Here is a 23,886-nt window from a genome sequence, read left to right as displayed (position 1 = left end):
AACCCAACGCTGCTGCCCAGCCATGTCCGGAAACCTGCGAACCCTGTCTGCTGGACTAATATTGATCGATGACTGACCGTCGGGTGGTGGTTGTCGGATACGACGCCGCCGAACTGTTGGACATCGCCTGCGTAACGTCGACCTTTGCGGGTGCGAACCGGCTGGGTGCCGATCCGCCGTACCAGGTGCGGCTGGCGACCCCGGGTGGGCGGCCGATCACCTGCGACTCGGGGCTGGTCCTCGCAGCCCAGGAGACGCTGGAGCGGGTCAGGGGGCCGATCGACACTCTCGTCGTCTCGGGCGGTACCGGCCACGAGTGCTCCGCAGCCGACGAGCGCCTGGTCGGACACGTACGCCGGTTGGCGCGGGAGAGCCGACGGGTGGCCTCCCTCTGTACCGGGGCGACCGTCCTCGCCGCCGCCGGGCTGCTCGACGGCCGTCGCGCGACCACCCACTGGCACTACGCGGCGCGCCTCGCGGCGCAGTTTCCACAGGTCGTCGTCGACCCCGCACCGATCTTCATCCGGGACGGGGTGGTCGCCACCGCCGCCGGGGTGACCAGTGCCCTGGACCTGACCCTGTCGCTCATCGAGGAGGACCACGGGGCCGAACTGGCCCGCTGGGTGGCCCGCGTCCTGGTGACCTACCTACAGCGTCCGGGCAACCAGGCCCAGATGAGCATGTTCACCGCGGCGCCCGCCCCGCGTACCAGCCTGGTCCGGAGCACCGTCGACCATGTGGCCGGAAACCTGGACGCGGACCTGACCACGAACACGCTGGGCCGCCGGCTCTCGGTGAGCGCACGGCATCTCACCAGGCTGTTCGTAACCGACATCGGGCAGACACCCGGCCAGTTCGTCCGTGCCACCAGGGTGGCCGCAGCCGCGCAGTTGCTCAGCAGCACCACGCTGCCGGTGGCCGCGGTGGCGAAACGGTGTGGCTTCGGTACGACCGAATCCCTGCGGCAGGCCTTCGCCGACCACTACGGCACCTCACCGACCCGCTACCGGGCCAGCATGTCGCGTACGTCGGGCCGGTCGGGTGCCTGATCGTCGGCTGGTCAGTGGAGCAGGACCGGGATCAGAGCCAACGAGTTGACCGCGCCGTGCACCACGATCAGGGCCCAGACGTTGCGGTACCGGGCCCAGAGGTAGCCGACGAACAGCCCGAACCCACCGTTCCAGACGGTGATCGTGGCCAGCACCTCCCAGTGCGGACCGTCGCCGATCCGGGACAGGTGCATGGCGGTGAACAGCAGCGCGGTGGCCATGATCGCGGGCCACCGGCCGAGGAGCGCCTCCAGGCGGGTCTGGAGCAGCACCCGGTAGAAGATCTCCTCGGCCACGCTCGCCGTCAGGAAGGTGATCACCATGGCGGCGACCAGGATTCCGGTGTCGTACTGCTCGTAGCCGGACATGTCCCGATCCCCGGCCAGCGGGCTGTAGTAGAGCAGGTAGCCCCAGGCCAGGATGGCGGGGACCGGCCCCAGCCAGTACGCCCACCGGGGCATCGCCGCGCGCTGGGCGGCGGCCCCGGTCGACGGTGCCCGCCAGATCCGCAGGGCCAGCCACGAGCCGCCCAGCAGCAGTGCCACCTTCACCAGGCCGTACCAGTCGCCGAGGTCGACGACGAGTACGAGCAGCGCGAACACGACCGCGATCACGGTCAGCGCCCAGCCCTGCCGGACCAGCGCCGGCCGGTCCGGCTGTGTCAGCGGAGGCAGCGCCGGCAGGCGGGGCGGGACCAGCCGGATCAGCACCATCGCGACCACGATCGGCAGCAGTACGGTGACCAGCGCGGTCGGCGGGGACTCGGCATCGGCCGAGGTACGGATCTCGGTCCGGCCGGAGACCAGCAGCGCGGCCAACGCCGTACCGAAGATCAGCAGGCCGACGCCGAACACCATTCGTGATCGCATCATCCGAGCCTGGCAGTCGGATCAGCGCCGTTCCTCCGCGCCGAGACTGATTCGGGGATACCTACTTCGATGGATGTGACAAAGGTTGCAGCGCCTGTTCCATGACGGTAGGCCCAGCCATACCCCGGTTCGGGTACTGCGGGTAGTGCCCGAGGGGCGGGCCGACTGGTGTCCTGGTCGGGTGAATCAGCTCAACCATGAGGTACGGCCGTGACCTCACAGAAAAAGGGACTATCGGTATTCCTGGCGATCTCCTTCGGTGGTGCCTGGTCCTATCTGCTCCTCGCCCGACTGGTCTTCGACTGGTCGTTGGTCAATGCGCTGGTACAGCTTCCCTTTGCCTTCGCACCCGCCATCGCGGCGGTGGTCGTACGCCGTTGGGTCACCCGGGAGGGGTTCGGCGATGCCGGCCTCGCCCTGCGCCTGAAGCGGAGTTGGCCCTTCTACCTGTTGGCCTGGCTCGGCCCGCTGTTGCTGGTCGCACTGACGATCGGGCTGGCGGGGGCGCTGGGACTGTGGGACAGGGATCTGTCCGCTCTGGACGAGCTGGTGCCGGGTCTGCCCGGCTGGGTCGCCCTGGTTGCGCTGATGGCCGGGGTGCTCCTGCTTACCCCCTTCTACTGGGGTGAAGAGTTCGGCTGGACCAGCTATCTTCGGCTACGCATTTTCGTGGACCGACCCCTGCTGTCGGTGACGGTGACCGGGCTGATCTGGGCGGTCTGGCACTATCCGCTGGCGTTTCTCGGCTACATCGAGTTCGACAACGTACCGCTCGGGTTGCTGGTCTGGACCGTTTCGTTCCTGTGCCAGGAAATGATCCTGGCCTGGCTGCGGCTGCGCAGCGACAGCATCTGGGTGCCGAGTCTGGCGCACGCCGGAAACAACATGGTCCTCGCGATGCTCACCGGAATGCTGCTGGCCGGCGGAAAGGTCGACGAGATCGGCCTGATCCTGCTTCCGACGGTGCCGATGGCGGCGATCTGCCTCTGGCTGTTGGTCACTGGAAAGCTCACCCGGCAGGCTGGCCGCATCCAGACCGTCGACGATCGGATCGGGCACGACAAGCAGTTCGAAATGGCGGGAAAGTAGCGAACCGGCCGGTGGAGCCGGCCCCGCGATCGCGGGGCCGGCTCCACCGGAGCAACATCGGTCAGCGCAGTCCGCCGTAGAAGGTACGCAGGTCGGTGGAGAGCGCGTCCGGCACGATGTGCGCGGCGTAGTGGCCACCCCGGTCGTACGAGTTCCAGTGTGTGATGTTCTTGTGGTCGCGCTCGGCGAAGGTGCGCATGGAGACGAAGTCACCGGCGAACATGGTCAGGCCGAGCGGGACCGTCGTCGGCTCCTTCGGGGCCTCGGCCTTGGCGTCCTCGTAGTAGAACCGGGTGGCCGAGGTGGCGGTGCCGGTCAGCCAGTAGAGCATCGTGTTGGTCAGGACGAAGTCGGCGTCGATGTCAGGGTCGTCGCCGAAGAGTTGCGAGTTCCAGCCGAGCAGCCCGACCGGCGAGTCGAAGATCGCGTACGACAGGGTCTGCGGCTGCTGCGAGTGCAGGATGTTGAACGACATCTTGTTCTCGTAGAACCACTGGAGCACCTTCAGCCCTTCCTGCTCCTCCGGGGTGATCTTCTCGAACTCGGCCGGGTCGCCGGAGGGGAACGAGTAGATCTGCGTGACGTGCACACCGACGACGTGCTCGGGGTCGACCCGGCCCACCTCGGGGGAGACCATCGAGCCACCGTCGTTGCCGACCGCGCCGTACCGGTCGTAGCCGAGTCGACGCATCAGCTCCGCCCACGCCTTGGCGGTGCGGTACCGGTTCCAGCCCCGTTCCTTCGTCGGGCCGGAGAAACCGAAGCCGGGCAGGGACGGGATCACCAGGTGGAACGCCTGCTTCCCGTCGGCCGGGTTGGTGAGCGGCTCGATGACGTTCAGATATTCCACGACCGAGCCCGGCCAGCCGTGGGTGAGGATCAGCGGCAGGGCGTTCTCGTGGGTGGAGCGGACGTGCAGGAAGTGGATGTTCTGCCCGTCGATCTCGGTGGTGAACTGCGGGTACTGGTTGAGCTTCGCCTCCCAGGCCCGCCAGTCGTACCCGGTGCGCCAGTAGTCGGCCAGCTTCTTGACGTAATCCACCGGGACGCCGTAGTCCCAGCCGACGCCGGGGATCTCGTCCGGCCAACGGGTGTCGTCGAGCCGGCGGTGCAGGTCGTCGAGGTCGGCCTGCGGAACGTCGATGCGGAACGGCTTGATCTCGGTGTTTGCGCTCATGACAGGAACACTACGGACCCTTCCGGACAGGTTCTGTCCTGAAGTCCTGGCAGACTGAAAAACATGTTGGAGACCTCGGCGCGGCTGCTGCGCCTGCTGTCGTTGTTGCAGGCCCGGCGGGACTGGCCCGGTGCAGCCCTCGCCGAACGGCTGAACGTGAGCGAACGGACCGTACGCCGGGACGTCGACCGGCTACGCGACCTCGGCTATCCGGTGAACGCGACCCGGGGCACCGACGGTGGATACCGGTTGGGTGCCGGCACCGCGATGCCGCCACTGCTGCTCGACGACGAGGAGGCGGTGGCGGTGGCGGTCGGGTTGCGTACGGCGGCCGGTGGCACCATCGCCGGCATCGAGGAGACGTCGGTACGCGCGCTCGCCAAGCTCGAACAGGTGCTGCCGGTACGGCTACGACACCGGGTCAACGCGGTGCAGACGTACACCGAACCGGTGCCGGCGGACCGGCCGGGCCCGGTGGTGGACCCGGCCGTACTGACCGTGCTCGCGACGGCCTGCCGGGACCGGGAACGGCTCCGGTTCGACTACCGCGCACACGACGGGTCGGCGGCGGTCCGGGCCGTCGAGCCGTACCGGTTGGTGTCCTGGGGACGCCGCTGGTACCTCGTCGCCTGGGACGTCGACCGCCAGGACTGGCGTACCTTCCGGGTGGACCGGATCCAACCGCGTACGCCCACCGGCCCCCGCTTCCCACCCCGCGATCCGCCCGAGGGTGGTGCCGCCGCCTACGTCGCCCGGGGTGCTTCGGCCGCCGCCTGGCGTTACCGGTCGCGGGTCGTGGTGCACGCCCCCGCCGAGGTGGTGACCGGCCGGATTAACCCTGCCGTCGGCGTGGTGGAGGCGGTGGACGAGCACACCTGCGTCCTACACACCGGCGCGGACCGGTTGGACAACCTCGCGGTGCACCTCGGTCTGCTCGACCTCGACTTCGACGTCACCGAGCCGCCGGAACTCGTCGCGTACCTGCGGGCCCTGACCGCGCGCTACGCCCGGTCCACCCCCGACGCCGACCGGTAGCGTCCGCTGGTCGCCGACCGGCCGCCCGACCGGCCGTGGGCGACGTGTGCCGGTCTGCTCGAACCGGCGGACCGCGAGCACCAGGGCGGCCAGCGTGGCGGCCAGCACCGGGAACCAGCCGAGCCGGGCCAGCACCCAGTTGCCACTCGTCGGCGCGTCACCCATCCCGGGAAGCGAGCCCACCCGGCGGCTGGCCTCGGCCACCACCACCAGCGCGGTGTTGTGCCAGCAGAAGATGCTCATCGCGCTCACGTTGAGCGCGGTGACGACCGCCCACGGGGTGGGGCGGCGCAGCAGCCGCTCGAACCGGTCCCGCAGCAGCAGCGCGGCCCCGATCTGGGCCAGCGCCAGCGCCGGCACCAGCAGCGACGGCGGGTTGGAGTTGGACCGGTCGCTGCCCGGCACGCTGACGATGCTGATCGGATAGCGGGCCACGACCAGCAGGAACGCGAACAGGGCGACACCGCCGGCCAGCATCGACCAGGCGGCACGCCGGCCGAGCCGGCCGTGTGCCCAGGCGATGCCGAGCAGGTAGGCGAAGCCCCAGGCCGGCAGCGTGGTCAGGTACCCGAACCAGCCGGGCACCAGGTCCTGGCCGGGGCCGTACCGCACCAGATCCACCAGGGCGACCGCGCCGACGGCGGCCAGTGCCGCGCGGACGCCGTACCGCTGGTCCAGCCGCATCAGGTACGGCGTGAGCATGGTGATCACCGCGTAGACGGCGATGAACCACAGCGGTTGGAAGAAGAGCACCACCAGGGTACGCAGCGTGCCGCCGGGCACCCCGCCGAGCGCCGCGAGCCCCAGCAGTACGGCCAGGAGGCCGGCCCCGACGAGCACCGGCGTGCCCAGCCGGCGCATCCGTACGCCCACCCAGTCCCGGTCCGACTGGCCACGCTGCCGGGCCCGGGTCAGGCTGCGGGCGCACGAGTAGCCGCCCACCAGGAAGAAGATGCCGAGCATCTGCAACACCCAGGTCGCCGGCTGGAGCCAGGACAGATAGCGCATCGGGCTGTCGATCCGAAGCGCGCCGGTCGGGTCGGCGACCAGCGCCCCGACCAGCCAGTGCCCGCCGACGACACCGAGGATCGCCAGCGCTCGTAGTCCGTCCACCACCCTGTCCCGGTCCATCCGGCCCTCCCAACTCGGCATGTCACCGACGGTAGGAATTTCGGTGGCCAGGAACGATCCCGCTCACCGGCCAATCGCTGGTGGGGCCTACCCCACCCCTAGGGGGAGGGCAGGCTGGTGGTTACCGACGAAAGTTGGGGCGACTGCTGACGATCGGGGCCTGCCCCGCTGCTCCGGGCTTCCTAGCGTGGTACGCATCTGGCCGACCGGTTTGGGAGCAACTCGATGAGCAGGAAATTCGTTGCCACGCTCGCCGCCTTGGCGGCGTCGGCGTCGGTGGTCGGTACGGTCGCGATGCCCGCTGCGGCGTACGCCGAGACGAGTGGGATCGATCCAGCCGCGGTCGAGCGATACGTCACCGAGTACGCGGAGCGGGCCGCATATCCCGGCGTGGCGATCGCCATCACCAGCGGCGACAAGGTGTTGCTGACGGCCGGCTACGGTCACGACCCGTCGGGGGCCGCGATCACGGCGACCACGCCGATGCCGGTGGCGTCGGTCAGCAAGTCGTTCACGGCGCTGGCGGTGCTGCAACTGGTCGAGGCGAAGAAGGTGGCCCTCGACGCGCCGGTGCGCGACTACCTACCGGAGTTCCGGATCGCCGATCCGCGCGGTGAGCGGATCACCGTACGGCAGTTGTTGAACCAGACGTCTGGGCTGACCGACGGCACGCATCCGGAGAAGAGTCTGCCGCAGCCGGACTCCCTGGCGGGGGCGGTCAGCCGGGCGCGTACCGCGAGGCTGGCGGTCGATCCGGGGACGAAGCACTACTACACAAACACGAACTATCACATCGCGGCCCGCCTGGTGGAGGTTGTCGCCGGTGAGCCGTTCGGCGACTACCTGCGCCGGCACGTCCTGGAACCGGCGGGGATGCGGGCGAGCGTCACGGTCGACAGGGCCCCGGGCGACCTGCCGGCCAACCTGGAGAAGGGCCATGTCTACGCGTACGGGGCGTCGATTCCGACCAGGGAGCCGAACCGCTTCGTCAACGGGTCGGACGGGCTGATCACCACTGCCGAGGACATGGCTCGGTGGCTGATCGTGCACGCCAACGGTGGAAGGTCGGCTACGGGCGAGCAACTGGTGACGGCGGAGAGCGTCAGGACGATGCACACCTCGTCGGATCCGAGGTGGACCTACGGGCTGGGCTGGGACACCGAGGCTGGTGGCCGGGTCCGGCACAGCGGAATCTGGTTCACCCACACCGCGGGCCAACTGCTGCTGCCCTCCGGTCACGGCATCGCGGTGATGACCAACAGCGGCATCGGCCTGGGCAACGAGGGCACCAACGAACTCGTGAACGGCCTGGCGACGATCGTGCAGGGCGGTACGCCTTCGGCCGGGGCGCCGATCCGCCTGATGATCGATGTCGTACTCGGCGGTCTGACGCTGCTCAGCCTCGCCCTGGGGATCCGGACGCTGCGGCGGGTGCCGGTCTGGGCGCGGCGGCTGGCGGACCGTCCGGTCTGGCGTTCTGCCCTACGGCTGCTGCCCCGGTTCGTCCCGTTCGCCTTCCTGATCGCGATGCCGACCCTGCTGGGCCTGCTCTTCGCCGGTGGCCGGGACCTGACCCACTTCCAACTCCTGCACTACTCGGTCGCGTTGACCGTGTGGTTGGTGGTGGCATCCCTGATGGGGGTGAGCGTGACGGCGGCCCGGGCCGCTGCGGTCGTACGGCTACGCAGGGCGCAGGTCGGCCGGGTCGACTGTGACGTGGATCGCATCGAGGAACATCGGGCTACGGCCAGAACTTGAGTCTTACACGCTCAACTCGACGTGATAGCAGGTGTTCGATGTCAACTCTTCCGGTTCTGCCCCTGGTCGACGAAGTCCTGTTGCCCGGCATGGTCATCCCGGTGACCCTCGACCCGACCACCCAGGCCGCCGTCGACGCCGCCCGCGCGACCGGCGACAAGCAGCTGCTGGCCGTACCCCGGGTCGACGGGGAGTACGGCTCGGTCGGTGTGGTCGCCACCATCGAAAAGGTCGGCCGACTACCCAGCGGTGAACCCGCCGCCGTGATCCGAGGCCTGTCCCGGGCCCGGATCGGCTCCGGCGTACCGGGGCCCGGTGCCGCGCTCTGGGTGGAGGCCAGCGAACTCGACGAGCCCGCGCCCGCCGGCCGGGCCAAGGAACTGGCCCGCGAATACCGCGCCCTGATGACCTCGGTCCTCCAGGAGCGGGGGGCCTGGCAGGTCATCGACGCCATGGAACGGATGACCGACCTCTCCGAACTGGCCGACTCGGCCGGCTACGCGCCCTGGCTCACCCTGGCTCAGAAGATCGAACTGCTCGGCGCGCCGGACGTCACCGCCCGGCTCGAACTGCTGGTCGGTTGGGTCCGGGACCACCTCGCCGAGCAGGAGGTCACCGAGCGGATCAACTCCGACGTCCGGGAGGGGCTGGAGAAGTCCCAACGGGAGTTCCTGCTCCGCCAGCAGCTCGCCGCCATCCGCAAGGAGCTGGGCGAGGACGAGCCGGACGGCTCCGCCGACTACCGGGCCCGGGTCGAGGCCGCCGACCTGCCGGAGAAGGTACGCGAGGCGGCACTGCGCGAGGTCGGCAAGCTGGAACGGGCCAGCGACGCCTCACCGGAGGCGGGCTGGATCCGTACATGGTTGGACACGGTGCTGGAGATGCCGTGGTCGACGCGTACCGAGGACAACACCGACCTGGCGCAGGCGCGGGCGGTGCTCGACGCCGACCACGCCGGTCTGACCGACGTCAAGGACCGCATCCTGGAATACCTGGCGGTGCGCAACCGGCGGGCGGCGCGCAACCTGAGCGTCGTCGGCGGGCGAGGTTCCGGCGCGGTGCTCGCCCTGGCCGGACCGCCCGGCGTCGGCAAGACCAGCCTCGGCGAGTCGGTCGCCCGGGCGCTCGGCCGAAAGTTCGTCCGGGTGGCGCTCGGCGGCATCCGGGACGAGGCCGAGATCCGGGGCCACCGCCGGACGTACGTCGGTGCGCTGCCCGGTCGGATCGTCCGGGCGTTGCGCGAAGCCGGCTCGATGAACCCGGTCGTGCTGCTCGACGAGGTCGACAAGATCTCGGCCGGTTACGCCGGTGACCCGGCCGCCGCCCTGCTCGAAGTGCTCGACCCGGCGCAGAACCACACCTTCCGCGACCACTACCTGGAGGTCGACCTCGACCTGTCCGACGTGCTGTTCCTGGCCACCGCCAACGTGGTCGACGCGATCCCCGGCCCGCTGCTGGACCGGATGGAACTGGTCACGCTCGACGGCTACACCGAGGACGAGAAGGTCGCCATCGCCCGCGACCACCTGCTGCCCCGGCAGGTCGAGCGGGCCGGGCTGACCGCCGACGAGGTGGGCATCACCGACGAGGCGTTGGCCCGGATTGCCGCCGAACACACCCGGGAAGCCGGGGTACGCCAGCTCGAACGGGCCCTGGCCCGGATCCTGCGCAAGGTCGCGGTCGGGTTGGCCACCTCCGACGAGCCGGTACGCGTCGACGTCGACGACCTCGCCGGCTACCTCGGTCGGCCCAAGTTCACGCCGGAGTCGGCCGAGCGGACGGCCGTACCCGGGGTGGCGACCGGGCTGGCGGTGACCGGTGCCGGTGGCGACGTGCTCTTCATCGAGGCGACCAGCATGGACGGTGAGCCGGGGCTGACCCTGACCGGGCAGCTCGGTGACGTCATGAAGGAGTCGGCGCAGATCGCCCTCTCCTACCTGCGCTCGAACGGTCGCAAGCTGGGGCTGGACCCGAACGCCCTGGCCGGTCGGCGGATCCACCTGCACGTGCCGGCCGGTGCGGTCCCCAAGGACGGCCCGAGCGCGGGCATCACCATGGTCACCGCGCTCGCCTCGCTGGCCTCCGGCCGGCCGGTACGCCCCGAGTTCGGCATGACCGGCGAGGTGACCCTGGCCGGCCGGGTGCTGCCGATCGGTGGGGTGAAGCAGAAGCTGCTGGCCGCACACCGGGCCGGTCTGACCGAGGTGATCATCCCGGCGCGCAACGAGCCGGACCTGGACGACCTGCCGGCCGAGGTACGCGAGGCGTTGACCATCCACACCCTGGCCGACGTGGCCGACGTACTGGCCCTGGCCCTGCGCCCGGCCGACGACCTCGGTGCCGTCGACGATCTCGGCGTGGACGGCCCGGCCGACGCCCCCGCCCTCACCGCCGCCTGAGGTGCCGGGAGGGCCCCTTCTCATCGCTTTTCGTATTGGAAGGGGCCCTGCCCTGCACCCGGGCGAATGTCGCTTACGCTGTACGGAATTCCCGGGTGTCGAGGAGAAGGCCGGCGTGACGACGGAACGCAGTGGGGGTGGTGACCCGAAGCGCAGCATCGAGCTGCTCTGGGGACTCCAGGACCGGCCGCGTCGAGGTCCCAAACCACGCTTCACCGTGGACCAGATCGCCCAGGCCGCGATCAGGTTGGCCGACCGGGAGGGACTCGCCGCGCTGTCCATGCGGCGCGTCGCCGACCAGCTCGGCGTCACCGCCATGTCCCTCTACACGTACGTGCCGGGCAAGGCCGAGCTGCTCGACCTGATGATCGATACCGTCTACCGGGAAATGGCGGTCACCGACCCGGCCGACGGTTCCTGGCGGGCCCGGCTGACCGCCATCGCACGGGACAACCGGATCCTCTACGAACAGCACCCCTGGGTCGCGGACGTCTCCACCGGCCGCCCGCCACTCGGTCCCGGGATGATGGCCAAGTACGAGCGCGAACTCCAGGCGTTGGAAGGCCTGGGGCTCGACGACGTCGAGATGGACGCGGCGCTGACCTTCGTGCTCGGCTTCGTACAGACCTGTGCCCGGGCCGCCGCCGACGCCCGGGCCGCCGAACACGAACGTGCGATGAGTGACCAGCAGTGGTGGGAGGCGAACGAACCGCTGCTGACAAAGGTCCTCGACGCCACGAAGTACCCCACCGCAGCCCGGGTCGGCGCCGCCGCAGGCGCAGCACACGGTGCGGCGTACAGCCCGGCCCATGCGTACGAGTTCGGGCTCGACCGGATCCTGGACAGCCTCGGCGTCCTCATCGACGCGCGGAACGGATAGGTCAGGTCAGATCCCGTCCCAGAAGTTCAGCCGGTGCGCGGCGGTCCGGTCGAATCGGCCCACCCGGTCGAGGTCCAGGCCCTGGACGTACGGGTGGTGCCGCCATGCCGGAAGTCCGTGGCCGTTCGGATCACCCGTGGCGGCGAACCGCGCCCAGTAGCCGATCATCAGGTCGCCGAGTCGACGCTGCTTGTTCGTGAGCGGGGCAGACTCCCACGACGGGTCGAAGAGGAACGGCAGCTCCGAGCCGTGCGAAGCCATGGGCTCCACCTGGTCGTCGGGGAACGGGAACAACTGCGGTGCCGTCCGGTCGAGGAACTCGTAGGAGTAGACCGGCACGTGCCTGGCCAGCAGCCGATCGGTGTCCCGTGCCTGCCTCGCCCAGTCGAGGTCGCTCATGATGGCGGCAGCGGTCTGGGTGGGCACCTCACCGGGCGGGTAGGCGGCCAGGACGGCCGATGCCCGGTCCCCGAAGATCTGGGTGACGCCATCGACGTACTGCGCGGCGGTGAGCTTCGGAAACACCATCGAGGCGAACATCGTGCCCTCGTCCCGGGTGATGCCGGACAGGATCGGCACCCGGTGGAAACGTCCCTCGGCGAAGACCTTCGCCGGGTCCTCGGGCAGTACGGCGTTGCCGTAGCCGGGCAGGGGCAGCGGGGGCTGTGCGAGGAGTTCCAGAACCGATCGACCCCTGAGGCAGGAGACATCGGAGCAGGAGAGCTGTCCGGCGATCATCTGCCCGTACTCCTCATGGGCCGAGGCCGGGACCCAGAGTGGCACGCCCAGGACCTTCGGCAGGTCGTCCTGGCTCCAGCACGGGGAACTCTGAGTGATCGCGCGGTGGAACAGGCCCGCCGAGGCCGGGGAGGCGAGCTGGGCGCATACCGAGTGCGAACCCGCTGACTCGCCGGCCAGCGTGACATTGCCTGGATCACCGCCGAACGCGGCCGCGTTGCGTCGTACCCACCGCAGCGCCGCCTGCTGGTCCTCCACGCCGAACGCGCCGCCGTTCGACAGCCCCGGATGGCCGAAGAAGCCGAAGATCCCCAGCCGGTAGTTCACCGTGACCACGACGATGTCGCCGCGCGTGGCGAGGCGGGTGGCGTCGTAGTCGCTGCCGGCACCCTTCGTCAGGCTGCCGCCGTGCAGCCAGACCAGCACCGGCCTGGGGTGGCGCGGTGAGGCGCCACGCGGAGCGGTCACGTTGAGGTACAGGCAATCCTCGCTGTCACTGGCCGGCAGGCCCCAACTGTCCGCCGTCTGGGCGCACCGGTTGCCGGGCCGTGTCGCATCGCGGATGCCCGTCCATGGCTCGACGGGTTGCGGCGAGCGCCAGCGCAGCTCACCGACGGGTGCGGCGGCATAGGGAATGCCCTGGTAGAGCCGATGGTCGCCGCGCACCGTGCCGGATATCCAGCCTGCGTCGGTGCGTACCTTGCCGGGCTCGGCGGGCTTGGCGGACGCAGGCGCAGGCATCGCCAGGAGCGCGGCGACGGTCACGATCGTCGTCAGGATTCGCATATGTCCAAGGTGTCATCCCGACAGCCATGGCCGGGATGAGGTTTCCTGCCCAACGGGGTGGAGCTACCTCCACCACCTAGTCGTACCGGTTGCTGGTGATAAGTTCCTCGATTCCGGTGAGACCGGCGTGCAGCACCTCCAGTGCCGCCGGGGCGCCACCGGAGGCCGTCAGCAGGTCGGCGAGCGCGATCGCGACCTGCGCCAACTCCCGTCGCGGCCCGGTCCGCCGGTACAACTGCACAGCGGTACGCAGGTGCTGTTCGGCGGCGGCGTCGTCGCCGCTGTCGACAGCCAGCATGGCCAGCACCCGGTGGACCCGGGCCGCCCGTAACGGGTGGGCCGACGTCGCCCGGTCGGTTCCCGGCGCGGGGCCAACCGTGCCGGTCCCCAGCCCGGGGTTGACCGCGTCGATCGCCGCCGGATCCACGGCGGCCAGGGCAGCGTCGAGCAGCGCCCGGGCGTGTGCCGGCCGGCCCAGGGCACGGTGGACCTGGGCCAGGTCGACCCCGGTGTCCAGGGCCGAATCCGACTGCCCGGTGGCGGTGTAGTCCCGGTGCGCGGTGAGCAGATCGGCAGCGGCACCGGCGATGTCGCCGGATGCCAGTCGGGCCCGGCCCCGGATGTGATGGCACTGGGCGAGCGTGGGCCGCATCGTTGCCTGGTTACGGGCCTGGCGGGCCTGGTCGAGCGCGGTGGCGGCGGCCTCCAGCCGGTCGCCGGCCAGCAGCGTACGGGCAACGGTGAGGTGCAGGTCGGCGACCATCGCCGGGTCGGGTAGCCCGGCCAGGGCCAGAGCGGCCTCGGCCGCCTCGGCGGCGGCCTCCTCGTTACCGAGTTCGGCCAGGCAGGCGGCGAGTTGGGCGTGGAGAGCCAGCAGCGCGGCCGGGTCCGGATAGCCGGCCCGGTGCAACTCGTCCCGTTCACTGGTCAGGAGATAGGCCGCGTATCCGGGAGCACCGCGTAGCCGGGCGCAGGCGGCCTGCCCGGCTACCGCTTCGGCGCGTACCCGTGGATCGGCGTCGGCCAGCAGCCGCCACGCGTCGTCGAAGTGCCGACTGGCGGTCTCGACCTGACCGTCGGTCAAGGCCAGCCGGCCGAGGCCCAGTTGGCAGCGGGCCGAGCGGACGACATCGTCGCCGGAGGCCTCGGCCACCCGCAGATAGGTGGCCTCGGCCGCCGCCGGATCCCCGGCGGCGGTGGCATCCGCGCCGGCGAGGTCGAGGTCCAGGTCGACCGCGGCAGCGGCGGAGCGGCCGGTGGCCAGCTCGATCAGCGGTACGCCCAGCCGGTCGGCGAAGTGGGTGAGTGCGTCGTTGGACGGAATCCGTCGTCCGCGCTCCACGGAGGAGATGTAGGCGGCGGTGTATCTGGGCTCGGCCAGTGCCCGCTGGGTGAGGCCGCGTGCGGTACGTAGCGCGAGGATGCGCTGCCCGACCTCCACGTCCATTCCACCTCCCGGTCCGGTGATTCGATCCGTCGTCGCGCCGGTACGCCCCGATGTGTCCACCACGGGGCAGTCGGTCAGTCCAACCGTTCGGCCATCAGCAGCCCCTGGCGGAAGGCGGCCATTGCGTCGGTGGGGCGGCCGGCGGTGACCAGCAGTTCGCCGAGTTCCCGGCAGGTGACCACCAGTTCGGCGGTCATCCCGGCCTGCTCGTACCGGTTGGCGGCCCGGTGGAGCAGGCATTCCGCCGTCGCGGTGTCACCCCGGGCGGCGGCGACCCGGCCGAGTAGCCGGTCGGCCTCCGCCATCCCCTCCATGTGGTGCGACGTCCGGCAGATCCGGGCCGACTCGTTGGCCAGCGCCTCTGCTTCGGCCAGGGCACCGGCGAGGCGTCGTGCCTCGGCCAGTTCCAGCGTGGCACCCGCGTAGTCCTGGACCGCGCCGACGGCCCGTAGCAGTGCCCGGGCCCGCTCGAACTCGACGGCGGCGTCGACCGGCCGGCCCACCCGGCGCAGGACGAATCCCCGGGCCCAGTGGCATACCCCGATCTGCCGGGTGAGGCCGAGGTCGGAGTAGATCCGCGCGGCCTCGCTGAGCAGCCGTTCACTTTCGACCAGTTCGGTGTCGGCCTGGCGTAGCTGCGCGGCCGTGGAGTAGAACCGGGCGACCCATTCCTGGTTGACCACGTGGGGCAGCAGCGGACAGGCCTCCCGTTCGAGTTGACGTGCCCGGTTGCGCCAGTCGAGTTCCAGGAAGATGTACATCAGCATGGACAGCAGACGGACTTCCGCGTCCGGATCGGTGACGGGTGCGGCGCGTACGGCCCGTAGCTCGTCCTCCAGCATCGCGACCGCCGCCATCGTTTCCCCGCCGACGAACCGGCAGTACGCCTGCCGCGCGACCACCGCTGCCCGCAGGTCGGGGCGACCGGCGGGCAGCAGGTCCAGTGCCCGGTCGAACTCGGCGGCTGCGGTGCTGGTCTCGCCCCGCTGCAACGCCACCTCGCCGAGCAGGTACGCCGCCTGGGACCGCAGTTCCGGCAGGGCGTACCGCCCGGCGAGTTCGTAGCCGTTGGCCCCGACCCGGGCGGCTTCCTCCACTTCGCCCTGGAAGAGTCGCTGGCGGGCATTGGTGAGTGCGCTGGCCAACTTCGTGGCGATACCGGGCGGTCGGCCGTGCCGCAGGTCGTCTGGATCGACGCCCAGTCGTGCGGCTATGTGCTGTAGCGCCGAGTCGGTGGGGACCCGGATGCCGGACTCGACGGCAGCGAGGAACGCCCGGGTGTAGCGGGGTTCCGCGAGTTGGCGCTGGGTCAGGCCCCGGTCGTGCCGTAGGGCCCGGATGCGGTCGCCGAGCGAGCCCGGGGCGGCGGCCGGGCCGGGCGGCTCGGACTCGGCGGGCACGCCGGGTGCGGCTGTCATGTCCGCCGTCACTCGACCTCCTCGCAAGCAGTGGACACCAGGGTAGCCGGCATCGGGTGGGTCAGGTGACCGGTGAGTACGGCCACCCGGACGTCTCGTAATCGAAAACTCTCTTTATTGACACCCGTCGCAGGTGCGCCTTACCGTGCAGGGCAACAACATTAGTAACTGTTGTTACGTCCACTGTTACACACCCGGCAACCCCTGCCCGGAACCACTGGAAACCCCTGCCTGGAAAGGGAAGCGATGGGCCATCGCAGACTCACTCCTGGACTGGCCGTCCTGGCCGCCACCGCGGCCGTACTCTTCTCCGCACCGCTCGCGGCCTCCGCCGCGCCGCCTACCCCCACGCCACCCGCCGCCCCCACGGCCGTCGGGTCCGAGACGGGCGACCGTGACATCAGCCCGCTGATCGTCGGTGGCCGGCCAGCCAGCGAGGTCTACCCGTTCATGGCCTCCCTCCAGTCCGGCGGCCGGCACTTCTGCGGTGGATCGCTGATCAAGGCGAACTGGGTGGTCACCGCCGCGCACTGCGTCCAGGGCCGGTCACCCGGCTCGGTCCAGCTCCGGATCGGCACCACGACCTGGGCGTCGGGCGGCACCCTCGTCGGGGCCTCCCGACTCGTGGTCGGATCCGGCGACATCGCCCTCGTGCAGTTGTCGACGAACGTGAGCCAGCGTCCGATCCCGGTCGCGGCGCAGTCGGGACCGACCGGTACGGCGACCCGGATCATCGGCTGGGGCCAGACCTGCGCGCCGCAGGGCTGCGGTGGCGCACCGGCCAACCTCATGGAGCTGGACACGTCGATCGTGGCCGACAGCCGGTGCGCCGGCATCGACGGTCCACGTGAGATCTGCACGAACAACCCCAACGGCACCAGCGGTGCCTGCTACGGCGACTCCGGCGGTCCGCAGATCAAGGGCACCAGCGGCAACTGGGAGCTGATCGGCTCGACCAGCCGGGCCGGCAACAACAGCTCGGTCTGCGCCACCGCGCCATCCATCTACAACGACGTACCGGCGTACCGGTCCTGGATCGAGACGTACACCGGTCCGTTGGAGGGCGGCGACCCGCCGACCGGCTGCGACGGGATCCCCGCATGGAGCGCCGGCCAGGCGTACGCCCCCGGTGACCGGGCCGCGCACAACGGCCGGGTCTGGGAGGCCACCTGGTACTCGACCGGTGCCGAGCCGGGTGCCCCGGGCTCCTGGGCCGTGTGGCGGGACGCCGGCCGCTGCTGACCGGCACCCCGACCTCCGACTCGACCCCCCAACCCCCGATTGAGAGGAACCCGATGTCCAGAAGACCCACGATGCTGACGGTGAGCGTGATCGCCGCCGTCGGGATGGCCGCGGCCGTGGCGCTCACCGGTAACGCCCTCGCCGGCACCTCGGCGAACGGCGCATCCCCGGCGGTCGGTGCCGGTGCCCCCGCCGGCATGGAGCCGGCCGCGTTCGCCGCCCTACAGCGTGACCTGAAGTTGACCCCGGCACAGGCCCGGGAGCGGCTGGCCAAGGAGGACCACGCGGCCCGTGCGCAGCAGGTGCTCCGGCAGACGCTCGGCGCCGGCTACGCGGGCACCTGGCTCTCCGGTGACGGCAGCACCGTCAACGTCGCCGTCACCGACCGCGCCCACGAGAAGGCGGTACGCGCCATCGGCGCGACCCCGAAGCTGGTCGCGCGCAGTGAGGCGCAGCTCGACACGGTCGTGAGCCGCCTCGACGCGTACTCGGCCTCGGCGCCGAAGACGGTCAAGGGCTGGTACGCCGACGTCACCAGCAACTCCGTGGTGGTGCTCAGCGCCACCGGTGCCGACCCGGCGGCAGCCGCGTTCGTCAGGGCCAGCGGCGTCGACGCCAGCGCGGTACGGGTGGAGACCACCACCGAGAACCCGCGTCCGTACATCGACGTGATCGGCGGCAACGCGTACTACATCGGTAGCAGCCGCTGCTCGGTCGGCTTCTCGGTCAACGGCGGCTTCGTCACCGCCGGCCACTGTGGCCGGACCGGTTCCCGTACCACCCAGCCCAGCGGCACGTTCCGTGGCTCCAGCTTCCCCGGCAACGACTACGCCTGGGTGCAGGTCGACGCGGGCAACACCCCGCGCGGACTGGTGAACAACTACAGCGGCGGTACGGTCGCCGTGGCCGGCTCGCAGGAGGCGGCGGTCGGTGCCTCGGTCTGCCGTTCCGGCTCGACCACCGGCTGGCGCTGCGGTGTCATCCAGCAGAAGAACGCGTCGGTGACCTACCAGGAGGGCACCGTGACCGGCCTGGTCCGCAGCAACGCCTGCGCCGAACCGGGCGACTCGGGTGGCTCGTGGCTCTCCGGCACCCAGGCGCAGGGGGTCACCTCCGGTGGTTCCGGCACCTGCTCGTCCGGCAACTCGGTCATGTACTACCAGCCGGTCAACGAGATCCTGCAGGCCTACAGCCTGACCCTGATCACCTCGGGTGGACCGAGCCCCACTCCGACCAGTTCGCAGACCTCGAACCCGGGCGGCACCTGGGCTCCGGGTGTGTCGTACCAGCCGGGTGCGACGGTCACCTACGGCAACCAGACGTACCGGTGCCTCCAGGGGCACACCTCGATGGCCGGCTGGGAGCCGCCGAACGTACCGGCGCTCTGGCAGGCGATCTGACTGAACGCGGTCACCGACGGACGTCGGTGGCGAGATGACTCGGGCGCCCGGCCGTAAATCCCCTCCGGTCGGGCCGTCCGTATCACCGCCCGGCACCAACGACGGTGCCGGGCGGTGATGGCCCCTGTCAGGCAGCGGTTTCCAGGCGGTGAGCTGGACCGCTCGACGCGGACTGCCCGGATGCGCCGCCGACACCTCACGCGCCCGCATGCCGTGGCTGGTGCTGGGCGGCGTAGTCCCTGAGCACGATCGCGTCGGACTTCTGAAACTGCCTGGCCAGGAGCTGCCGCATCGGCCAGCGGGTCATCATCCGCATCGACAGGGCACGCAGCGAGATCATCAGCCGGGAGTGCGGGGCGTACCCGTTGATCCCACCGGGTGGCAGCTCCATAGCGGCCGCGACGTAGTCGCGCATCTCGTCCTGGTAGCGGGCGAACGCCGCCTCGTGATCGTCCGGAGAGGACGCCAGCTCACCGGCGAGGACGTACGCGCCGACGAGGGACATGCTGGTGCCGAGCCCGACCAGCGGCGAGCCGCAGTAGCCGGCGTCGCCCACCAGCGCCACCCGCCCCCGCCACCAGCGGTCGACACGTACCTGGCAGATGGCGTCGAAGTAGAAGTCCGGCGCGTCCGGCATCGCCGCCAGCAGCCCGGGTACCCGCCAGCCGGCGTCGGCCAGCCGGTCGGCCAGAATCCGCTGCTGGTAGCGGACGTCCCGCCGGTCGTAGTCGAGCGGTGGCGAGGTGAAGCCGAGTGACGCCTTCGCCGTACCGCCACGCTCGGGGCGGAGCATGGCCACCCGTCCGCCGGGCGCGTTGTACATCAGGAACCAGCTGTCCAGGTCGCCGGGGTCGGGCACGGTGAAGTACGCGGTGTACGCACCCAGATGGCGCACGTAGTCGGAATCGGGGCCGAAGGCGAGACCGCGTACGCCGGAGTGCACCCCGTCAGCGCCCACGACGAGGTCGAACCGGCGGGCCGCCCCGCTGGCGAAGTCCACGTCTACCCCAGCCTCATTCTGGCCGAGCCGCACGATCCGGTCGCCGAAGAGGTATTCGACATCGTCTCTGGTCGCGTCGTAGAGGATCCGGGACAGGTCACCCCGCATGATCTCGATCTCCGCGACGATTCCCTCGCCACCGAAGGCCTCCACGGACATCGTCGCGGTTCGCCGCCCGTTCCGGTCCACGAGCGCGGCACCACGCTCGTCGACACTGTCCTGGCGTACCCGGGGCATGATCCCCATCCGTTCGACCACGTCGCGGGCGACTCCGCGCACGTCGACCGCATGGCCGCCCGGCCGTAGCGCCGGGGACCGCTCCACCACGGTGACGTCGAAGCCGTAGCGGTGCAGCCAGTAGGCCAGCGCGGGGCCGGCAATGCTGGCACCGGAGATGAGTACGGTCCTGTCGTTCATCGCAGCGCTCCCGAGTTTCTGCGTACACCGTCCACCCGGCGTGCGTCGGGTCCGTGATGGACGGTAGGTCCATGCTGGAAAGCGGGCGAGTCACGACCTAGTACGCTCGCCCCGACGAGGGTTCCTGGACGGCCTCGTACTAGTACGCTGCGCCGGAGGTGGACCGTGGCCGGTTCGGAGCCGCCGTACCGGCGGATCGCGGCGGAGATCCGCCGCCGGATCATGCTCGGGGAACTGGGGCCCGGCGACCCGGTGCCCTCGGCCCGACAGCTCACCCGTGAGCACGGGGTGGCCATTGCCACCGCCACCAAGGTGCTCGCCCTGCTCCGCGACGAGGGGCTGGTGCTGACCCGGCCCGGGGCGGGCACCGTGGTGGCCGCGCCCCGTCCAGCAGCGCCGCATGCCGGTCGCGGCTCCTCCGGCGGGGATCCGGAGCTGAGTAGGGAGCGGCTGGTGCGTGCCGCGATCGCCCTGGCCGACGCGGGCGGCCTGGCCGCCGTCTCCATGCGGCAGCTCGCCGCCGAGTTGGGGGCCACCACCATGGCGTTGTACCGGCACGTCCGCGGCCGGGACGACCTGATCCTGGCGATGGCCGACGTGGTGCTGGCCGACGCGCCGCTGCCCGCTGCACCACCGGCCGGCTGGCGGACCAGCCTCGAACTGCTTGCCCGCGTGCAGTGGGCGGTCTACCGTCGGCACCGCTGGCTGCCGCACGTCATCTCGATGTCGCGCCCGCAGCCGATGCCCGACGGCATGGTGCACACCGAGTGGGCGCTGCGGGCCACAGCGGGGCTCGGCCTCGACACCCAACTGCGCTGGCACGTGGCGGTGACGCTGATGGCGTACGTCCGGGGCATCGCCACGAACCTGGAGGCGCAGGCACAGGCGGTGCAGGACACCGGGCTCACCGACGAGCAGTGGGTGGAGACCCACGAGGCGACGTTCCAGCGGTTGACGACCGGCCGGTATCCCACGTTGGCGGCCTTGACCGAGACGGTCGATCTGGAGTTGGACACCGTCTTCGAGTTCGGCCTGCACCGGCTGCTGGACGGCTACGCCGCGCTGATCGAGGGCCCGGCGCGCTGATCGAGGGCCCCGCCGCGCTGATCGAGGGCCCGGAGTTGGGTCCGCGCCGGCGCGGTTGCGGGGAACGAACGGATCGGCTGCCGCTCCGCCTATTGCACCGGCAGTTCGGCGTGGCCGGCTGCCTGTTCCTGGCCGGAAAGTCGCTGGATCGCCGTCATGATCTCCTCCGTCACCAACCGCCGGGCCCGGTTGGCGTTGCCGTCGGGCGGCTGGGTGAAGCGCAGCGGCTGCCCGAAGCGGACCGCGATCCGGCCGAAGCGGGGTAGCCGTGCTCCGACCGGCAGGATGCGATCGGTGCCGAGGACAGCGACCGGCACCACCGGCGCTCCGGTGGCGAGCGCCAGCCAGGCGACGCCGGTGCGGCCCCGGTAGAGCCGCCCGTCGCGGGACCGGCTGCCCTCGGGGTGGATGCCGAAGGCACGTCCTGCGGCGAGGACCTCGCGAGCCGCCTCCAGCGACGCCTGCGCGGCGCGGTGGTCGGTGCGATGCACCGGGATGGCGTTCATGCCGGTGAAGAAGGCCCGGGACAGCGCACCCGTGACTCCGGGCCGACGGAAGTATTCCGCCTTGGCGAGGAAGGCGACCGGTCGCGGCGCCGCCAGTGGAATCAGGAAGCTGTCCAGGGCGGAGAGGTGGTTGGCGGCCAGGATGACCGGCCCGGTCCTGGGGACGTTCTGCCGTCCCTCGATCTCCGGACGGTAGGCCAGTCGTAGCAGGCACCCGAGAGCTGGCCGTACGCCAGCTTGGATCAGCACGTCGTCGGCTCAGGACGGGATGGGGTCGCGACGGGCACGATGGTGTTCTGCATGGCCTTCCTTCGGGTAGTCGGTGGCTCGACCGCGTCGACGGGGTGGTGACACGACCGGGTCGACGTCAGGCGCGTCCGCTGCCGAGGTGGGCCTCGACCGCGGTCCGTAGCAGGAGGTCGACGTCCTCGGTCTGGGCGGCGACCTGGAGGCTGCCCCACAGGTGTAGTTGGGCGATGCCCTGGAGGTTTGCCCACAGCGCTCCGGCGATCACGGCCGGCGGCCGATCCGACGAGGTCGGGCCGACCGCGCGTTCGACGAGCCGGACGAGGACGTCGAAGAGCCGCAGGCTGTCGTCCCGTAGGCCGATCTGGTTGCCCCGCAACAGGTCGTGTCGGAACATCAACTCGAACATGCCGCGATTGGCCCGGGCGAAGTCCAGGTATTCCCGGCCCAGTTCGTGGACCTGGGCGCGCGGGTCGGTGTCCCTGTCGAGCAGTGGGTCGATCCGCCGGGCGAGGGCGCGGTAGCCCTGCTGTGCGATTGCCGCCAGCAGGCTCTGGTGGGTGGGGAAGTAGCGGCGGGGCGCGCCATGCGACACCCCGGCACCGCGCGCGATCTCCCGTAGCGAGAGCGCCCCGACGCCGTCCCGGGCCACCAGGTCGACGCCGACCTCGACGAGGCGGGTACGGAGACCACCGTCCGACTGCTGCATAGACAGTGTCTACCAAACGCCGGTAGACAGTGTCTACCCGCGTCCGTCAACTACTACTTCGACAGTCCGGTCTGGCAGCCCGTCCAGCCGGCTGAGGCATCGGGGACACGACACGACGCGTCCGTGGCGAAACGGGGTCGGTCCGCTGCTCGGCCGGCGTACCCGGTTCCTGGTACGGCCACACGGGAACCGGGTACAGCCGATGGGATGCCCTACCGTGATTCGGCCGGGTGGATGGCAGTGCTGTCGGGATCGGTGGCGGGCCGATCGGGGCCACCGATCGGTTGGCGGTGTCGGGGCGACACGACGAATGCCGGGCGCTGGGCGTTGGTGAGCCAGCGCAGTGCCCATTCGACGGGGCCGTACCGGAACCAGCGCAGCCACACCGTACTCACGGCCAACTGGCCCGCGAACACGACCGCGACGAAGCCGAAGAGAGCGAGTGGGGAGAACGTGCCCGCGAGGCCGAAGCCGATGCCGGTGAAGGCGATCAGGCCGAGGGCCGACTGGGCCAGGTAGTTGGAGAGGGCCATCCGGCCGGCCGGGGCGAGTGCGGATCGTACGAATGCGGTGCGCGGGTTGTGCATGATCCGCAGCAGGGTCGCCACGTACGCGGCGGTCAGCAGGGGTGCGGTGGCGACGCTGGCCGCGACGGCGAGGGTGTTGCCGTTACCGCCACCAGCGGTGTAGGCGATCGATCCGAGCAGTCCAATGGGGAAGCCGATCCACTGGATTCGACGCAGGATGGGCTCGTTGCCCGATATCCGCGCGAACCACTGCCGACGACCGGCGACCATGCCGAGCAGGAACAGGCCCAGCGCGGTCGGCCCCTGCATACTGACCGCCTGGAGGACCAGCAGCGGTAGGCCGGCGAGGTGCGCCTCGATGTTCGACCCCCATCCGCCGAGCAGCGCCTGGGTCGCCTGCTCGCCGTTGGCGAGTGCCTCGGCCGGTCCGGGCACGAACGCCGACCGGTCGACGACGAGGGCGCTGGCGACCAGGCTGAGCAGCACGACGATGTAGAGGCCGGCCGCGATCCGGATCGCGGTGCGGTCGGTCACGTTGCGTAGCAGGAACAGGACGAGGCAGGCCACGGCGTACGTGGTGAGGACATCGCCGCCGTAGAGGAAGACGGTGTGCAGGGCGCCGATGGTGAAGAGCCCGACGATCCGGCGGAGCATCCTCGACGAGAAGGCGGCCCCGGCTCTCCTCGCTGAGTCCAGCTGCAGCGTGAAGCTGTATCCGAAGAGGAACGAGAAGAGCACGTAGAACTTCATGTCGATGAAGACGGACGACAACGTGCGGACGGCGTTGTCCAGTCCCGAGTCGAAGTCGGGATCGATCGTCAGGTTCCCCGGATAGCCGGAGGCCATGAACGTGACGTTGACGGCGAAGATCCCGAGAAGTGCGAATCCCCTGGTCGCATCGACGTCGAGGACGCGCCGGCCGGCTCTCTGCGTACTCATCTTGCCCCCATTACTGCGTAGCTTCTACAGAGTATCGG

18 protein-coding genes and 1 pseudogene are annotated in these 23,886 nt (G+C 70.5%); 9 read left to right on the top strand and 10 right to left on the bottom strand.

The features are described 5' to 3' along the window. Nucleotides 1-68: 68 nt before the first annotated feature. Nucleotides 69-1,049: a GlxA family transcriptional regulator gene (locus ACFQ4H_RS18985; protein WP_377572326.1), complete on the top strand. Its 981-nt coding sequence runs from the start codon at nucleotides 69-71 to the stop codon at nucleotides 1,047-1,049. Between the two features lie 11 nt (nucleotides 1,050-1,060). Here ACFQ4H_RS18985 and ACFQ4H_RS18980 read toward each other — a convergent pair whose 3' ends face one another. Next, a complete protein-coding gene (locus ACFQ4H_RS18980) occupies nucleotides 1,061-1,918 on the bottom strand; it encodes a CPBP family intramembrane glutamic endopeptidase (protein ID WP_377572325.1) in 858 nt (285 codons plus the stop codon). A gap of 210 nt (nucleotides 1,919-2,128) precedes the next feature. On the opposite strand from ACFQ4H_RS18980, the gene ACFQ4H_RS18975 reads away from it, so the two are divergent. Beyond that, nucleotides 2,129-3,007, top strand: a complete 879-nt coding sequence (locus ACFQ4H_RS18975; protein ID WP_377572324.1) for a CPBP family intramembrane glutamic endopeptidase — start codon at nucleotides 2,129-2,131, stop codon at nucleotides 3,005-3,007. A 61-nt stretch (nucleotides 3,008-3,068) separates the two neighbouring features. Here ACFQ4H_RS18975 and ACFQ4H_RS18970 read toward each other — a convergent pair whose 3' ends face one another. Continuing rightward, nucleotides 3,069-4,184 (bottom strand): epoxide hydrolase family protein, encoded by a 1,116-nt coding sequence (locus ACFQ4H_RS18970; protein WP_377572323.1) that lies wholly within the window; start codon nucleotides 4,182-4,184, stop codon nucleotides 3,069-3,071. Between the two features lie 63 nt (nucleotides 4,185-4,247). On the opposite strand from ACFQ4H_RS18970, the gene ACFQ4H_RS18965 reads away from it, so the two are divergent. After that, nucleotides 4,248-5,219 carry a helix-turn-helix transcriptional regulator gene (locus tag ACFQ4H_RS18965; protein ID WP_377572322.1) on the top strand — a complete coding sequence of 324 codons (972 nt, stop codon included), beginning with the start codon at nucleotides 4,248-4,250 and terminating at the stop codon, nucleotides 5,217-5,219. Between the two features lie 87 nt (nucleotides 5,220-5,306). On the opposite strand, the pseudogene ACFQ4H_RS18960 reads toward ACFQ4H_RS18965, so the two are convergent. Beyond that, a pseudogene (locus ACFQ4H_RS18960) lies at nucleotides 5,307-6,350 on the bottom strand (acyltransferase family protein); the annotation flags it as partial. A gap of 225 nt (nucleotides 6,351-6,575) precedes the next feature. Here ACFQ4H_RS18960 and ACFQ4H_RS18955 point away from each other — a divergent pair. The 3 genes from ACFQ4H_RS18955 to ACFQ4H_RS18945 all read left to right on the top strand — a co-directional run bounded on the left by ACFQ4H_RS18955 (nucleotide 6,576) and on the right by ACFQ4H_RS18945 (nucleotide 11,387). Beyond that, nucleotides 6,576-8,108, top strand: a complete 1,533-nt coding sequence (locus ACFQ4H_RS18955) for a serine hydrolase domain-containing protein (protein ID WP_377572321.1) — start codon at nucleotides 6,576-6,578, stop codon at nucleotides 8,106-8,108. Between the two features lie 38 nt (nucleotides 8,109-8,146). After that, complete coding sequence (gene lon / locus ACFQ4H_RS18950) at nucleotides 8,147-10,507, top strand: endopeptidase La (protein WP_377572320.1); 2,361 nt, start codon at nucleotides 8,147-8,149, stop codon at nucleotides 10,505-10,507. A 115-nt stretch (nucleotides 10,508-10,622) separates the two neighbouring features. Next, entirely contained in the window at nucleotides 10,623-11,387 is a 765-nt protein-coding gene (locus tag ACFQ4H_RS18945) for a TetR/AcrR family transcriptional regulator (protein ID WP_377572319.1), read from the top strand. Nucleotides 11,388-11,393: 6 nt separating this feature from the next. On the opposite strand, the gene ACFQ4H_RS18940 is transcribed toward ACFQ4H_RS18945, so the two are convergent. From ACFQ4H_RS18940 to ACFQ4H_RS18930, 3 genes are all read right to left on the bottom strand, one after another. After that, nucleotides 11,394-12,911: a carboxylesterase/lipase family protein gene (locus tag ACFQ4H_RS18940; RefSeq protein WP_377572318.1), complete on the bottom strand. Its 1,518-nt coding sequence runs from the start codon at nucleotides 12,909-12,911 to the stop codon at nucleotides 11,394-11,396. Nucleotides 12,912-12,987: 76 nt separating this feature from the next. Continuing rightward, on the bottom strand, nucleotides 12,988-14,358 hold the full coding sequence (locus tag ACFQ4H_RS18935) for a helix-turn-helix domain-containing protein (protein WP_377572317.1): 1,371 nt from the start codon (nucleotides 14,356-14,358) through the stop codon (nucleotides 12,988-12,990). A gap of 74 nt (nucleotides 14,359-14,432) precedes the next feature. Next, nucleotides 14,433-15,788 (bottom strand): helix-turn-helix domain-containing protein, encoded by a 1,356-nt coding sequence (locus ACFQ4H_RS18930; protein ID WP_377572316.1) that lies wholly within the window; start codon nucleotides 15,786-15,788, stop codon nucleotides 14,433-14,435. A gap of 234 nt (nucleotides 15,789-16,022) precedes the next feature. Here ACFQ4H_RS18930 and ACFQ4H_RS18925 point away from each other — a divergent pair, with 234 nt between their 5' ends. Further along, nucleotides 16,023-17,018, top strand: coding sequence for a trypsin-like serine protease (locus ACFQ4H_RS18925; RefSeq protein WP_377572315.1), 996 nt, complete (start codon nucleotides 16,023-16,025; stop codon nucleotides 17,016-17,018). A gap of 53 nt (nucleotides 17,019-17,071) precedes the next feature. Beyond that, nucleotides 17,072-18,418 carry a carbohydrate-binding protein gene (locus tag ACFQ4H_RS18920; RefSeq protein ID WP_377572314.1) on the top strand — a complete coding sequence of 449 codons (1,347 nt, stop codon included), beginning with the start codon at nucleotides 17,072-17,074 and terminating at the stop codon, nucleotides 18,416-18,418. Between the two features lie 196 nt (nucleotides 18,419-18,614). On the opposite strand, the gene ACFQ4H_RS18915 is transcribed toward ACFQ4H_RS18920, so the two are convergent. Then, nucleotides 18,615-19,835 carry an FAD-dependent monooxygenase gene (locus ACFQ4H_RS18915; RefSeq protein WP_377572313.1) on the bottom strand — a complete coding sequence of 407 codons (1,221 nt, stop codon included), beginning with the start codon at nucleotides 19,833-19,835 and terminating at the stop codon, nucleotides 18,615-18,617. 165 nt (nucleotides 19,836-20,000) lie between these two features. Here ACFQ4H_RS18915 and ACFQ4H_RS18910 point away from each other — a divergent pair, with 165 nt between their 5' ends. Next, nucleotides 20,001-20,921 carry a TetR/AcrR family transcriptional regulator C-terminal domain-containing protein gene (locus ACFQ4H_RS18910; RefSeq protein WP_377572312.1) on the top strand — a complete coding sequence of 307 codons (921 nt, stop codon included), beginning with the start codon at nucleotides 20,001-20,003 and terminating at the stop codon, nucleotides 20,919-20,921. A gap of 89 nt (nucleotides 20,922-21,010) precedes the next feature. On the opposite strand, the gene ACFQ4H_RS18905 is transcribed toward ACFQ4H_RS18910, so the two are convergent. The 3 genes from ACFQ4H_RS18905 to ACFQ4H_RS18895 form a co-directional block, all read right to left on the bottom strand. Beyond that, entirely contained in the window at nucleotides 21,011-21,676 is a 666-nt protein-coding gene (locus tag ACFQ4H_RS18905) for a lysophospholipid acyltransferase family protein (RefSeq protein ID WP_377572311.1), read from the bottom strand. A gap of 118 nt (nucleotides 21,677-21,794) precedes the next feature. Continuing rightward, entirely contained in the window at nucleotides 21,795-22,382 is a 588-nt protein-coding gene (locus tag ACFQ4H_RS18900) for a TetR/AcrR family transcriptional regulator (protein ID WP_377572310.1), read from the bottom strand. A gap of 212 nt (nucleotides 22,383-22,594) precedes the next feature. Next, nucleotides 22,595-23,848 (bottom strand): DUF418 domain-containing protein, encoded by a 1,254-nt coding sequence (locus ACFQ4H_RS18895; RefSeq protein WP_377572309.1) that lies wholly within the window; start codon nucleotides 23,846-23,848, stop codon nucleotides 22,595-22,597. Nucleotides 23,849-23,886: the final 38 nt, after the last annotated feature.

Source organism: Micromonospora sonneratiae, from assembly GCF_042679305.1.
GTDB lineage: Bacteria > Actinomycetota > Actinomycetes > Mycobacteriales > Micromonosporaceae > Micromonospora_H > Micromonospora_H sonneratiae.
The sequence above is the reverse complement of the archived record's forward strand: the minus strand, read 5'-3'. Positions and strand labels throughout refer to the sequence as shown.

What these genes read in the sequence shown, in the direction of transcription:
- ACFQ4H_RS18985 (WP_377572326.1), top strand. Translation starts at nt 69, where the DNA reads ATGACTGACCGTCGGGTGGTGGTTGTCGGATACGACGCCGCCGAACTG.
- ACFQ4H_RS18980 (WP_377572325.1), bottom strand. Translation starts at nt 1,918, where the DNA reads ATGCGATCACGAATGGTGTTCGGCGTCGGCCTGCTGATCTTCGGTACG.
- ACFQ4H_RS18970 (WP_377572323.1), bottom strand. Translation starts at nt 4,184, where the DNA reads ATGAGCGCAAACACCGAGATCAAGCCGTTCCGCATCGACGTTCCGCAG.
- ACFQ4H_RS18965 (WP_377572322.1), top strand. Translation starts at nt 4,248, where the DNA reads ATGTTGGAGACCTCGGCGCGGCTGCTGCGCCTGCTGTCGTTGTTGCAG.
- ACFQ4H_RS18955 (WP_377572321.1), top strand. Translation starts at nt 6,576, where the DNA reads ATGAGCAGGAAATTCGTTGCCACGCTCGCCGCCTTGGCGGCGTCGGCG.
- lon (WP_377572320.1), top strand. Translation starts at nt 8,147, where the DNA reads ATGTCAACTCTTCCGGTTCTGCCCCTGGTCGACGAAGTCCTGTTGCCC.
- ACFQ4H_RS18940 (WP_377572318.1), bottom strand. Translation starts at nt 12,911, where the DNA reads ATGCGAATCCTGACGACGATCGTGACCGTCGCCGCGCTCCTGGCGATG.
- ACFQ4H_RS18935 (WP_377572317.1), bottom strand. Translation starts at nt 14,358, where the DNA reads ATGGACGTGGAGGTCGGGCAGCGCATCCTCGCGCTACGTACCGCACGC.
- ACFQ4H_RS18925 (WP_377572315.1), top strand. Translation starts at nt 16,023, where the DNA reads ATGGGCCATCGCAGACTCACTCCTGGACTGGCCGTCCTGGCCGCCACC.
- ACFQ4H_RS18920 (WP_377572314.1), top strand. Translation starts at nt 17,072, where the DNA reads ATGTCCAGAAGACCCACGATGCTGACGGTGAGCGTGATCGCCGCCGTC.
- ACFQ4H_RS18915 (WP_377572313.1), bottom strand. Translation starts at nt 19,835, where the DNA reads ATGAACGACAGGACCGTACTCATCTCCGGTGCCAGCATTGCCGGCCCC.
- ACFQ4H_RS18900 (WP_377572310.1), bottom strand. Translation starts at nt 22,382, where the DNA reads ATGCAGCAGTCGGACGGTGGTCTCCGTACCCGCCTCGTCGAGGTCGGC.
- ACFQ4H_RS18895 (WP_377572309.1), bottom strand. Translation starts at nt 23,848, where the DNA reads ATGAGTACGCAGAGAGCCGGCCGGCGCGTCCTCGACGTCGATGCGACC.